Source organism: Flavobacterium johnsoniae, assembly GCF_001879205.1.
GTDB classification, from domain to species: domain Bacteria; phylum Bacteroidota; class Bacteroidia; order Flavobacteriales; family Flavobacteriaceae; genus Flavobacterium; species Flavobacterium johnsoniae_A.
In genome coordinates this window covers 130,446-144,285 of the sequence record NZ_MLFK01000009.1, presented here as the reverse complement: position 1 = coordinate 144,285, position 13,840 = coordinate 130,446, and the positions used below count along the sequence as shown (strand labels likewise).

The following is a 13,840-nucleotide window of genomic DNA, read 5'->3' as shown; positions in this document are numbered from 1 at the left end:
ATTGTTTTTATATTAATGTTATTCTGGTGTTGTAATCTGAAGATTAGAAAAAGTACTGTTCTGCCCTTCCGCAATGAATCCCCATTTGTTTTGATCTCTTCCGTAAATACGATTTGTTAAAGCTGTTATTCCGTTAATGTAAACTACCACAACACTTCTTTCAATAATTATTTCCATATTGTATTTGGTACTTTTCTGAAATTGAAATGGCATTTGGGCTACTTCTTGTGAGGCCGAATTATAGCCTAAAACTTTACCTTTTGCTATATCAAAAACGATCTTATAATAACTTCCGGAATCATTGGTATTGAAAACAAATCCTGTAGTTCCTGCATCATTTGAGAATGTAACTTCTGCCTTTATTTTTGCTTTTTTACCTAAGGATTTAAAAGTAATCATTGCTTTTTCTGTTGTCCCTGACAAGCTGTAAGTTCCATTATTTGCTGTCACATTTGCTGTCATTGCATCAACTTCAACATTACCGCTTTTTTTAGAAAATAAATCTTTAACAGATTGTGGTGACTGAGTTCCTAATGTTCCATCGGTATTCTGCATCAGTTCATGAATAACCATGTTGCCTGCCCAGTCTTTATTTCCAAGATCACTTTCAGGTGTTTTTCTAGCATTCCAGCCAAATACATATCTTTTGTTTCCGTCAGAAGCTGTTTTACCAGCATAAAAGTACTCTCCATCAATCTTATCATTTTGTGGTTTGATCCATGGGCCGTTAATAGAGTTTGCCATTCTGTAATGCGTCCCTTTATCAGTACTCCAGTTTTCAGAGAAAATCAAATACCAATAAGTACCCATTTTGAAGATATCCGCACATTCTATCATTAAATAATTATCTTGTGGAGTTGTCGTGTAAATTGGTGCTTGAACATCCCATTTTCCGGATGCGGGATCAGCACTTGTAAAATGGAGTAAAACAGCTTTTCTTCCTGGTTCCGTTTGTGTGCTCACCAGCATTGAATACTTTTTCAATTCCTCGTTATAAAACACATGCGGGTCTCTGAAATCATAATTATAGTAACCTGCCGGTGCGGTAATTTTAAAAGAAGAGACTTTTGTCCAGTTTTTCAAATCAGGACTTGTGGCACACAAAACGCTTTCTCTGGCATTGGATTGTACAAAAGCCGGAGTTTCATTGTGTCCTGTGTAATAAAAATAATAAAGGTTCCCTGCTTTTACAACTGACCCAGTACCGATAGCAAAATCAGGATCAGCGGTTTTTCCGTAAGGAATCGTTTGCCCTGCATAGGTAAAATGAGCCAAATCTGTACTTAAATACTCATGAATATCATGAAAACCTTTTCCTGCAGGTTTATTCTGAGCATCATGAAGAAAATAAATATGAAATTTTCCATTGTCAAAAAAAGGCATAATATCTCCTGTATAACCTGCACTGTAATAGGGATCATTTGCTCCCATCCATTGCGATGGAGGTACAGGAAAAATGCTTGTAATCTCAGAATTTCCTCCTGAAATAGAACCTCCAATGTAATTATCGTCCTGACTGCAGGAAACAAGCGAAAAGAAAACGGAAGCTATGGTTATTATATTTCTATATTTCATTTTAGTTGATTTCAAGATAAAATTATTTTTTAGCCAAATAGTTGATACTGTTTTGAGTCAAAAGTTTGATGTTATTAAGAAAGTCGTTTGCCTGACTTGGTACACCACTGCTGTTCGTTTCATTATACCAGTCGTAGGCTCCCATCGAAATTATGACCACATTTTTATTGGCCACATTATTTGGAAATTCTGCAATGGTAACTCTTCCGTCCAGATTATCATCCCAGGCTTCACTGGCTAAGTTGGTTCCACCCGTTTGGTTTCTCCAGCCTTCTCCATTTACATAACCTCCCCATTCCGGCACAAACCACCATGCGGTATGATTTAATCTGAAAGTTCCGCCCTGTAATAAATTCGCTTTCCCGGTTTCATAAGTTGTTAATCCTTCAAAAATTGGATGACTTTCGTGCCCTTTAAATGACATTCCCCATGAATTTGCATCTACAAATCCGTTTGGAGGAAAATCTCCAAAAACATTATTTGGTCCTTTTCCTGAAGGAACAATTCCTAAGGCATCTACATATTGAGAGGCAAAAGATGTCAAAAGTAAATTTCCTCCGTTAGCCCTGAAATTTTTTAAAGCTGTAATAACAGCAGGTTTGTAGGCAATTGCCGGTAGATTGGCTGCCGAATCAAAATGCCACCATATTACATCAACATCGCTTAAATCGGCACCGTTTTCAACACTGCTAAATGAAATATATTTCGCTCCGCTAAAAGTGGAAAAGAACCAATTAACCGCTGTAACTTCATCCATATTTGTGATTTCAGCTCTCGTTGCGGCGGTTCCTAAAAAAGCAACAACTAAACCCGTTACCGGAACTCCTACATTAGCGGTATAATTCACGCTTTTTCCATTAGATGTTATTGTATAAGTTACTGAGTTTGTAAAATCAACCGTCTGACCCGATGCCGGTGAAATAGAAACGCCTTGCGTCAATTCAATAATTGGTTTTAAGGCCGTTAAATTGGTTCCTTCCGGCAGTGTCATTGTAATGGTTTTGTTGACATCATTTACTGTTGCCGAAACTCCATTAATGGTAAAACTTTTAATTGGACTTAAAACCACCGTCGTTACCGTGTAGTCTTTGTACAAATTACCATTTACAACTCTAAACTTTACCGGATTTGTAAAATTGACTGGCACTGTTGCATCAAGATTTGATGTTGCTCCGGTTTCTAGAACCATTTCAGGTTTTACGGCTGTAATGTCAGATCCGTAAGGCATCGTAACATTAATATTTCCCGTTTTCTGATCAATTTCTGCTGCCACTCCATTTATTTTAAAAGAAGTAACATTCGAAGGTGAATTGACATCAAAACCACCATTTTCAAAACTATTTTCGCAGGCGGTAATCATAAAAACCAGTACCAGTACCAAAGAAACTTTGGTCCAATTTTTATATAGAAATTTTCTCATGTGAATATTCTTAATAGATTAATAACCTGGATTTTGTTTGTATAATCCCTGACTGAAATTAATTTGTTTCAACGGAATTGGGCAATACTCTTCCTTATGAGCATCAAAAAAGGCATCCTGATAATAAGTGCGTTTTGTTTTTTCTCCTGCATAAAAGTCATTCAATACCTGATCTGTCACTCCCCAGCGAACTAAATCAAAGAAACGGCTTCCTTCCATTGCCAATTCTAAACGACGTTCGAAACGCATTGCTTTGCGGGCAAAATCTTGTGTCCAGCTGCAATTAACTCCGTCAACATAAGTATTGATTTTAAAATTTTTCACATACGGCAGTCTTCCGGTACTTTGAGCAGCTCTTTCTCTAATTTGATTGATCAATGGCAAAGCTTCTGATTGTCTTCCTAATTCAATCAAAGCTTCGGCACGCATTAAAATCACATCAGCATAGCGAATCTGGATTCTGTTTTTTGAATTTCCGTAAAACGGATCAATGTTTACTATACAGCTGCAGCTTGGCGCTACATTTTCTTTTAATGAAGCAAAATATCCATATGTACCGGGAGATCTTACCCAAGCCTCAACGTATAAAAATTCAGGATCATACTTATAAGGCAAACCAGGCATTGCAACGGTGTGATATAATCTTGGATCAACTGTATTGGCATCGATATTTTTATAATCAAAATCCTGATTATTATAGTTGTCAAATTCAGGTAAACCATTTGCACCTGTTTTAAAAGCATTTACTAAATTTTGACTAGGTTTATGAAAATCACAGCATCCCAATCCCTGAGGAGTTGACAGAACATCTGAAAAATTTAATCTTCCATATAAAGTTCCGTCATTGTCTGAAAATTGAATTGAGAAAATAGATTCCACTCCGTTTTCATAAGTTCCCGGTAAAAAATTATTTGCAAAATCAGGTTCTAAGCTTGCTTTCCCTATTACATTGTCTGTTGCTGCAATTACTTCCTGTAAATGCTGTGTATTTATTCCTGTAACTTTATATGTCTCATCCTGTGTATAAGCCTGATACAAACGGGTTTTTGCCAGATATGCGTAGGCGGCTTTTTTAGTGGCGCGCCCCACTTGTGGCTGCGTTTCCGGCAAACCATCAGCGGCAGTCTGAAAATCTTCCGCAATTTTATTCCAAAGCTCTTCGTTTGAAAGTGCTTTGTTTGAAATCGTTTTATAGTCTTCTGCTGGAATATCTTCAGTGATGTAAGGAACATTTCGGAACATAATTTTCAACATAAAATAGAAATGTCCTCTTAAAAAACGCATTTCAGCCATACGTGTTCTCTTTAGGGGATAATCGGCTTCTGAAATTTGTTCTAATGCTTTCAAAGCTTTATTGGCTCTTGAAACTCCAACATAACTGATGTACCAGAAAGAATCTAATTCACCAAAATCAGGTCTAATATTATTCGAAACTTCAAAAAAGTGAAAGTCCTGAATATCATTAGTTCCACTACCGCCCTTGTAAGCATCATCCGAACGCACATTTCCAAATGGCCATAAACTATATGGCGAATCATAATGATCATTTCCTAACTGTGCATAGGCGGCATTCATAAATCCTTCTACTGACTCCGGTGTTACAATATCCTCTTCTGATAATACACCACGCGGATCATTTTCCAGAAAATCTGAGCAGGAAGCAAATATTCCCAGCACTAAAAACCCTGTTATATATAGTATTTTTTTCATGTTTTTTGATTTAATCTTTATTATAGCGTAAAATTAAGACCAGCCGTAAAAGTTGTGGGCTGCGGATATCCAAATCCTGCATTTTCAGGATCAACACCTGTAAAGTTTTTAGCATCGATGATCAATAAATTTTGTCCGCTGATGTAAAATCTAAAGCTTTCAAAATTCATTTTTTTCAATAAATCTTTTGGAAGACTATAACCAAATTGCAAAACACGCAGTTTAAGATAATTTCCATTTTCTACATAATAAGTCGAAAATCTAGATTCTGCATTTCTGTCAACTGTCGTTAAAGCCGGAATAGTAGAATTTGGATTATCCAATGACCAGGCATTAAGCAGACGTGTTCCTTTATTAGAGCCTACATCATCAACACTCCAAAAATCAGTTTGATACTTGGTATTATTAATCACATCAACATCACTAGCTCCTTCCCAAAAAGTGGTGAAATCCCAATTTTTATACCCTAACCCTAAATTAAATCCATATGTTAACCCCGGATTTGGATTTCCAATCCAGGTACGATCTTTATCTGTTATGGTTCCGTCGCCGTTTAAATCTTTATAACGAATTCTCCCAAGGCCTTTTCCTTCCTGAACAGCCGAGTTATCTACTTCGTCCTGGCTTTTAAACAATCCGTCTGTAACATAACCATACATAGAGTTAATTGGTCGGCCTAGAATATTATCATTTAAGCCGTCTCCTCCATAATTATTTTTTACTTCATCAGGTAATTGTGTGATCTTATTTTTGTTTGCCGAAATATTCCCGGAGATGTCATATTTCAAGCCAAATGATGTTTCATCATGGTATCCTAAAGAAACTTCCCATCCTTTATTCTCCATTGATGCTCCATTTACCCAACGATTTCCACCTTCTCCAATTACTCCCAAATAAGGCGGTAAAACCAAAATATCTTCTGTTTTCTTGATATAGTAATCAACAGAACCGCTTAACTTTTGTTTGAATAATCCGAAATCTAAACCAATGTTGGTTTGAGTGGTGGTTTCCCATTTTAAATCATCATTTCCTGACTGGGTTGCAATAAAACCAGAAGGAAGCAGTCCGTTTCCATTTCCTGCAATATCATAAGCAGTTCCGTAAGACGTTGCCCAAGTAGGACTTCCTCCGGCATAACTCGCCAAATACAAACTGTAAACAGCCGTATTACTGATTTCCTGGTTTCCGGTTTGTCCCCAGCCGGCACGTAATTTTAAATCAGAAAAAACAGGTGCGTTGTTTTTAATAAAATTTTCATTGCTGATTCTCCATCCTGCAGAAACTGCCGGAAAGGTTCCAAATTGATTATTTTTACCAAAACGGGAAGAACCATCACGACGAATTGTAGCTGAAAGCAAATAACGATTGTCAAACTCATAGTCCGCTTTTCCAAAATACGAAAGCAGTGAATATACTGTTGATGTTCCACTTGTAAACGATTCTCCTGTTCCTGCATCGGGATACATATAATCCGGTGTTTCAATCAAAAAGTCATTTTTACGTATAGTTGTATTGTCAAAAACGTCTTTATACATCTCTGTTCCTGCCATTAAATTCAGATTGCTTTTACCAAAATTCAGACTGTAAATTGCCGTATTGGTCCAGGTCCACTTGTCACTTACGGATTGGTCAATAGTAACAGAGGTCTGATCGTTTTGTAAATAACCTGACTTATAACTTCTTTGAAGGGTACGTTTTTTATAAAACCCGTAATCAATACCAAAACTGCTTTTGATATGCAGGTTTTTGATAATCTCTAAATCAGCATACATATTCCCGAAAAGACGTAAATAATCGTATTTATTGTCTTTGTTATATTCTAAAAGACGCACCGGATTTTGTCTGTCATTCATTCCGCCAACAGGTCCTCCCCAGCCTTTTCCGTCAACAGTTCGCACCGGAATAATTGGCAGAGCACGAAGTGCAGGATCTAACACTCCCGGATCTGTAACTTCATTAGTACGATTGAAACTAAAATTTTCTCCAATCACCAGCTTACCATCAAAATATTTATAAGAACCATTCATTCTGGCCGAAATTCTTTCAAAATCAGTCGTTTTCACAACACCTTCACTTCCATAATAACCCAAAGAAAAAACATAATTTCCTCTCTCTGACGCATTTGAAACTGACAAATCATAAGATTCAGCAACTCCTGTCTGCGAAATCGCATCGTACCAGTCTGTATTGGATGATTTCAGGGTTTGATCTGCATCTAAATATTCGGGAACTAAAACCTTGTTTAACTGTGGTTTATTATTGTTTACCGACCAGTCAAATTGGTAACGCAGGTTATTGTTGTTAGGATTTAGTCCATCATTGATATTCGCCTGCCATAAAGCACGGCCAAATTGATCTGCATTTAGCACTTCCAGCTTTCTTGAATAATCAGAAATAGAAGTATAAGTACTAAAATTGATTCTCATCTTGCCTTCTTTTCCTTTCTTTGTAGTGATGATAATTACTCCATTTGAAGCACGGGAACCATAAATACTTGCCGAAGAAGCATCTTTTAAAACCTGAATGGTCTCAATATCATTCGGGTTTAATTCGTGCATTCCTGATTTAGTCGGCATTCCGTCAATTACATAAAGAGGATCAGTGTTGTTTAAAGTTCCTACTCCACGAATTACCACTTTTGTATTTCCGCCGCTCGGAGATCCGTCAGAGGTTACTTTTACCCCCGCTACTCTTCCTTGCAGCGCTTTAATTGGGTTTGGTTCCGGCTGTTTCATGACTTCCTTCATGTTTACAACAGCAACTGCTCCGGTAATATCTGTTTTCTTTTGTTTTGAATATCCTGTTACAACCACTTCATTTAGTTGATTGTTGTCTACTTTTAAAGTGATATTGAGTGTTTTTTGTCCTTTTACAGGAATGGACTGCGGTGCATATCCGATAAAAGAAACAACAATTACAGCATCTGAACTACTATTTGCGAAAGAAAAATTTCCGTCAAAATCTGTTACTGTACTGGTGTTTGTACCCGAAATAAGTACGGTCGCTCCCGGAAGAGGCATTCCGTCGTCTGACGAAATTACAGTTCCTTTAATTCCACCTTCCTGTGCTGTCATAATCAGCATTGGAAAGAAGAAAAGCAGAAAATAAAAAAATTTGTTTTTCATAAGGTTAGTGGTTTTTAGTTAGTTTATTTTTAATTGGTTAATTACGAGATTGCTCAGTTCAATTCCTTCTTTTGAAGACACTGAAAGTGCTGTAAATGGCTGGTTTGTGAAAAAGATTTCGGTGATTACTTTTTCGCCATTGTTGTAAAATATTTCAATAGAGGTTTTGTCTAAAACGATTTTAAAAACACCTTCTTTTTGATTTCCTTCTAAAGCCGCTTTGGTAATTGTGGAAGCGAATTTTTCTGAGAAATCGTTTTTTCCTGCCTTCGAACGATCAAGAAATAAATAATTATCTGAATTATTTATCCCGAAAGTCAAAGCTTCTCCGGCTGCGTTTGAAAGCGTTATTGTATAAGTATCCTGTTTTAAGTTTTTTAAATTAAAATTGACAATAGCCTGGGTTAAATCAATTTTTCCTGTTTCTACAATTGAAAGCTTTCCTTTTCCTTTTAGATTTTTTCCTTTGATTGTTTTAGAAACATATTTATTGATTTCTTTTACCGGATTACTCACAAGGCTATACTCATTTCCTTTTTTAATTAACTGAATTTCACGCGCAATTGTAGTACTGCTTCTCCATGCAAATGTTGGAACATCTTGTGCGTAATCCCAATTAGACATCCACCCGATAAATAATCGTCGTCCATCGGCACTCGGAACATTATTCCAGGTTACGCCTGCATAATTATCTTTTCCGTAGTCAATCCAGACGGCTTTTTCTTTTTCTACTTTTTTTGTAAAATTGGAATCTAATGTAAAAGTCGTTCCATCAAAATCTCCAATAAAATATTGTGTTCCAGAGCCTCCATTTGCTCCACCAGGATTTAAACTCTGAATTAAAACCCATTTAGTTTCATTTGTACCTTCAACTTTTATTTGAAAGAAATCCGGACACTCCCACACACCTCCGTGAGCTCCGATATTTTTTCCAAAATCAGATAAATATTCCCAGTTTTTAAGGTCTTTCGATTTATAAAACTGAGATCGATCCTGAGCTGCCAAAACCATTATCCATTGCTTGTGCGTTTCGTCCCAGGCCGCTTTTGGATCACGAAAATCACGAATTCCAGGGTTTTTCACGACAGGATTTCCTTCCTTAAATTTCTGCCATGTAAAACCATTGTCATTCGAGTATGCAATATCCTGCTGCTCAACATCAATTTTATTTTCTTTTTCTTTTGTCATATCGTGCAGCGTATAAATCGCTACAATTGGAGCTGTTTTACCAGTACCTAAACCTGAAGTATTGTTTGTATCTACAACTGCACTTCCTGAGAAAATATATTTATCCTTATCCGGATAAATTGCAATAGGCTGCTCTTCCCATTTAACCAGGTCTTTACTAATTGCATGTCCCCAATGCATGGGTCCCCATTTATTTCCGTCAGGATAATACTGATAGAACAAATGATAATAACCATTAGCATAAAACATTCCGTTAGGATCATTCATCCAGCCCTTTTTTGGCGTAAAATGAAAATTAGGACGGTACTTTTGCTCTTCTGAATAAGTGGAAACTGAAACAGAAGTATTTTGTGCAACAGCTGAATATGGTTTACAGCCTCCTATCGATAGTAGTATAGCACTATAAAATGCCAGCGGCAGATGTTTCTTTGATTTCATTTTTTTTGATATTTTTTTTGGTTAGATTTTCGCTTAATACTTCTAAAGAAATTCCTTTAGTTTCCGGCATTATAAAAATTACAAACAACAGCTGCAATACCATCATTAATGTGAAAATTAAGAATACGACTTCCGGGCCAATTTCAGAAAATAACATTGGAATTAAAGATGGAATAATGGCTGCCAGAACCCAATGTACTGAACTTCCAAAAGCTTGTCCCGATGCACGGATATGATTTGGAAAAATTTCTGATATAAAAACCCAGATTACAGCTCCCTGACCAATAGCATGGGAAGCAATAAATAAGAAAAGGAAAATAGGCACAGATAATCCTCCCCAGTTAAAATAAAATGCAGCAGAGACCAATCCTAAAGAAATAATATATCCAACAGAACCAATGTACATTAACAACTTTCTTCCTAATTTGTCGATTAATGCTACTCCGATTAATGTAAAGATAAGATTCGTAATTCCGATTCCGATACTGCTCAATAGAGCTGTGTTTTGTCCTAAACCTGCTTCTTCAAAAATTCTTGGTGCGTAATATAAAAAGGCATTTATTCCTGAAAACTGATTAAAAAATGCAATTAAAAACGCCAATATTAAAGGGAAACGATATTTTTTCATGAAAATGTTTTCGTGTTTGGTAATCCCATTTTCTCTAGAATCGTCCATTATATCTTTAAGATTTGCGGCAGGGTCTATTTTGAATAATACTTTACGAGCTTCTTCATCACGGTTTTTAGACAATAACCATCGTGGGCTTTCCGGAATTGTAAGTATAAAAAGAATATAAATAAAAGATGGAATAGCCTGAACTCCAACCATCCAGCGCCAGGCATTTTCGCCAATATCTTTTAAAAAATAATTGGATATAAAGGCAATTAAAATTCCAAGTACAATATTAAACTGATATAAAGCCACTAAGCGTCCGCGTTTGTCAGCGGGAGCAATTTCAGAAACATAAGCCGGAGCAGCAATAGTTGAGGCACCAACTCCCAAACCTCCGATAAATCTGAAAGCAGCAAAAACAAATGGATCATTTGCAAAAGCAGCACCAATAGCAGAGACGAAATATAAAATTCCAATCCAGAATAATGTCTTTTTACGACCTATCTTATTGGTTGGAATTCCACCAAAAATAGCACCTACAACTGTTCCCCACAGTGCCATTGCCATAACAACAGATCCATGAAAAGCATCAGATGAATGCCAAAGAAGCTGTAATTGTTTATCAGCTCCAGAAATAACTACGGTATCAAAACCGAATAGAAAACCTGCTAGTGCAGCAGTAACAGACCAAATTAATATCTTGTTCATTGTAGATGTATTAAAAACTTATCGCTAAGATATCCGCAAAAAAAACAACTTATTTTTAATGATGTTACAATTTAATTCTATAAATACTGATAGATTAATATTTAAAAAACAAAAGCCTTATTTACAAGGCTTTACAGAGTTTAAAAGTTATTTACGAAAACCGTGTAGTTTCGATTTTGTTACATTAGGTTTAAAATTGATACCTAATTTGTATCAATTTTAAACCAATATCAATTGGAGGATTTGTATTCCTTTGGTGAAATTCCAAATTTATTCTTAAAAGATGTAGAAAAATAGTTGGGAGAAGAGAATCCAAGTGAGTATGCAATTTCAGAAATATTCATATCATTAGATTTTAAAAGCTCAGCTGCTTTCTCCAATTTAACATTATTAATATGATCGCTAATGTTGATTCCGATAATAGCTTTCACTTTTCGATATAACTGAACTCTGGAAACTCCGAGTTTATCAGCTAAATCCTCAACAGAGAATTTAGGGTTTTCGACATTGAGTTTAATAATATCGTTCATTTTGGTAATAAAGGACTGTTCCTGATTCCCAAATTTTGATTCGGGTTCTATGCGGTAAATATTGTTGGTATAATAATAACGAAGTTTTTCTCTGTTGAAAAGCAAGCCCGAAATAGATTGTTTTAAAATCGAAAGACTGAAAGGTTTGGTAAGATATTGGTCTACTCCACTCTGTAATCCTTTCAAAACAGATTCCTTATTGCTTTGCGCAGTTAATATAATGATCGGAATATGTGACGAACGTAAATCCTTTTTCAATTCTTTACTAATTTCATAACCGTCTTTGTCCACCAGATTTATGTCGCAAATGATAATGTCCGGAACAATTTCCATTGTTTTTTCAATGGCATCACTTCCATCAGAAGTATGCACTACATATTCATTCGACAATTTGGCTTTTAAAAATGTGACTAAATCGACATTATCTTCTATAATCAAAAGAGTATGTTTCTCTGATTCAGCAATTACATTTCCTTCATTTAAATCGGTTTCTATGTCTAAATTATCTGATATTAAATTTGGAGTTACATTTAGATTTTCAGTTTTATAAATCATTTCGGAAGGCTGTAAATGACTGTTACCTTTTAAAAGCGTAATTACAAATTCGCTGCCTTGCTTTGATTTAAGTTCAATTGTTCCCTGGTGTAAAAGAACAAATTCTTTAGACAGATGAAGCCCGATTCCTGAACTATTTTTGTTATTATTTGAAGCCCTGAAAAAAGGATTAAATACATTCGACAATTCATTTTCCGGTATCCCGATTCCTGAATCCTTAAAACTAATTTTAACTGTATTATCCTGATTTTCTACAATGAAAATGCTGATTTTTCCGTTGTCAGGTGTAAATTTAAAGGCATTGGAAAGCAGATTAAAATACACTTTATCCATCAAACCCCTGTCAATAAATAATTCCAGGTTTTTGTTTTTGCAGGTAAGCTGAAAATCAATATTCCTGCGTGCAGCTTCGCCTTTAAAGTTGGTCATTACTTCGTTTGTAAAATCAAAGATCTTAGTCTTTGAAGCTCTCAACGTAAATTTTTGTTCTTCAATTTTTCTAAAATCCAGTAATTGATTTATTAGCCTGAGTAATCGATTTGAATTTTTATGAATTAGTTTTACTTCATCAATAAGTGTACTGCCTTTAATTTTTTCATTCTCAATTAGTGATTCCACATAACTCATAATCAAAGTTATGGGTGTTTTAAATTCATGAGAAAGTCCGGTAAAGAAATTCAATTTTGCTTCATTGCTTCTCTGGGCAATTTTAGCCATCTCCTGAATCTCATTATTCTGATCAATTACAGTTTGATTAATTGTTTCAAGCTGTTTTTTCTTTCTTGAAATAGAAATAGTTGAGTAAATACTGTAGATGGTTAAGCTCAAAATAATGACTAAGAAAAAACTCAATAAACGAACCATGTTGTTTTGCGAAGCATATTCTCTTTCCTGTACATTTATTGCTCCCTGTTGCGATTCGATAACGGCTTGCTGCTGATCAACCTTATCCATTTGATTCTCGATAATCTCCGCATTATTGTGATCAATTACAATGGTATTCAGTATATTATTTTTAGCGACAGGTTCTTTATTGTATATTTTCAATGCTAATTTCAGTGCTTCATTTCCGCCCGTCGGATATAAAATAGTCCCGGCTAAAACGTTACTCTTCACCAGGTCTATACCGCCGTTTAGTGTATTTAATCCGTCAACACCAATAAATTTTATTTTATTTTCTAATCCTACGGTTTTAGCTGTCTCCCAAGCGCTTAAAGCCATACGGTCATTATGAGAAAAAATATATTCAACGTTAGGGTTTTGTAAAAGAATTGTTTTTAACGGTGCTTTAACCGATTCTCCTTCCCAGTCACCCTGAATTGTATTTTCTATTTTGAAGCGTTTGTTTTCATTTATTATCTGACTAAATCCCAGACTGCGCTCATACGCGGGTGATGAACCTTTTGCTCCTGTAATTTCAATGATTTTTCCTGAACCCTTGCTGTGAGAAATGATATATCGTGCGGCAATTCTGCCAATTTCGATATTATCAGCGCCCAGATATGCAGTATAATTTTCGCCATCAATTTTTCGGTCTACAATAAGTACTGGTATTCCGGCTTTTATTGATTTTTCAACAACGGCAGTTAACGGTTTAGATTGAATCGGAGATACAATAATAACATCTGCTTTATTAGAAATGAATCTTTCAATATCTTCAATCTGTTTGTTTATATTATTATTAGCGTCACTAATTTTTAAATCAACTTCAGGTCGCAAAGAAGCTTCAATCTTTATAGAACTGTTCATTTGCTTACGCCAGTCGTCAGTGGTCATAGCCTGAGAAAATCCTACTTTTATTTTATCGCCCTGTTTTTGTTTACAGGATACTAAACTTAAGGATGCCAAAAGCAGCATCAAAATATATTTTACAAATTGATACATGGGAATTTTGAGTTATGTAAATAAAAAATAAGCACTTAAAATGCATTCTTTAATCGCGTTGTCTAAATAATTAGGAAGGATTATTTTAAAATGA

At 35.5% G+C, this 13,840-nt stretch carries 7 protein-coding genes; all 7 read right to left on the bottom strand.

Annotated features, from left to right (window positions below):
• Positions 1-18: 18 nt before the first annotated feature.
• The 7 genes from BKM63_RS16500 to BKM63_RS16470 all read right to left on the bottom strand — a co-directional run bounded on the left by BKM63_RS16500 (position 19) and on the right by BKM63_RS16470 (position 13,746).
• Positions 19-1,575: a glycoside hydrolase family 32 protein gene (locus BKM63_RS16500; RefSeq protein WP_071637684.1), complete on the bottom strand. Its 1,557-nt coding sequence runs from the start codon at positions 1,573-1,575 to the stop codon at positions 19-21.
• 22 nt (positions 1,576-1,597) lie between these two features.
• Positions 1,598-2,995 carry a DUF4960 domain-containing protein gene (locus BKM63_RS16495; RefSeq protein ID WP_071637683.1) on the bottom strand — a complete coding sequence of 466 codons (1,398 nt, stop codon included), beginning with the start codon at positions 2,993-2,995 and terminating at the stop codon, positions 1,598-1,600.
• A gap of 18 nt (positions 2,996-3,013) precedes the next feature.
• Positions 3,014-4,705, bottom strand: coding sequence for a RagB/SusD family nutrient uptake outer membrane protein (locus BKM63_RS16490; protein ID WP_071637682.1), 1,692 nt, complete (start codon positions 4,703-4,705; stop codon positions 3,014-3,016).
• Between the two features lie 20 nt (positions 4,706-4,725).
• Positions 4,726-7,830: a SusC/RagA family TonB-linked outer membrane protein gene (locus BKM63_RS16485; RefSeq protein ID WP_071637681.1), complete on the bottom strand. Its 3,105-nt coding sequence runs from the start codon at positions 7,828-7,830 to the stop codon at positions 4,726-4,728.
• 18 nt (positions 7,831-7,848) lie between these two features.
• Positions 7,849-9,456: a glycoside hydrolase family 32 protein gene (locus tag BKM63_RS16480; RefSeq protein WP_071637680.1), complete on the bottom strand. Its 1,608-nt coding sequence runs from the start codon at positions 9,454-9,456 to the stop codon at positions 7,849-7,851.
• Positions 9,419-10,777: a sugar porter family MFS transporter gene (locus tag BKM63_RS16475; protein ID WP_071637679.1), complete on the bottom strand. Its 1,359-nt coding sequence runs from the start codon at positions 10,775-10,777 to the stop codon at positions 9,419-9,421. The genes BKM63_RS16480 and BKM63_RS16475 overlap by 38 nt, the downstream gene beginning before the upstream one ends.
• A gap of 230 nt (positions 10,778-11,007) precedes the next feature.
• On the bottom strand, positions 11,008-13,746 hold the full coding sequence (locus BKM63_RS16470) for a substrate-binding domain-containing protein (protein ID WP_071637678.1): 2,739 nt from the start codon (positions 13,744-13,746) through the stop codon (positions 11,008-11,010).
• Positions 13,747-13,840: the final 94 nt, after the last annotated feature.

What these genes read in the sequence shown, in the direction of transcription:
- BKM63_RS16500 (WP_071637684.1), bottom strand. Translation starts at nt 1,575, where the DNA reads ATGAAATATAGAAATATAATAACCATAGCTTCCGTTTTCTTTTCGCTT.
- BKM63_RS16495 (WP_071637683.1), bottom strand. Translation starts at nt 2,995, where the DNA reads ATGAGAAAATTTCTATATAAAAATTGGACCAAAGTTTCTTTGGTACTG.
- BKM63_RS16490 (WP_071637682.1), bottom strand. Translation starts at nt 4,705, where the DNA reads ATGAAAAAAATACTATATATAACAGGGTTTTTAGTGCTGGGAATATTT.
- BKM63_RS16485 (WP_071637681.1), bottom strand. Translation starts at nt 7,830, where the DNA reads ATGAAAAACAAATTTTTTTATTTTCTGCTTTTCTTCTTTCCAATGCTG.
- BKM63_RS16480 (WP_071637680.1), bottom strand. Translation starts at nt 9,456, where the DNA reads ATGAAATCAAAGAAACATCTGCCGCTGGCATTTTATAGTGCTATACTA.
- BKM63_RS16475 (WP_071637679.1), bottom strand. Translation starts at nt 10,777, where the DNA reads ATGAACAAGATATTAATTTGGTCTGTTACTGCTGCACTAGCAGGTTTT.
- BKM63_RS16470 (WP_071637678.1), bottom strand. Translation starts at nt 13,746, where the DNA reads ATGTATCAATTTGTAAAATATATTTTGATGCTGCTTTTGGCATCCTTA.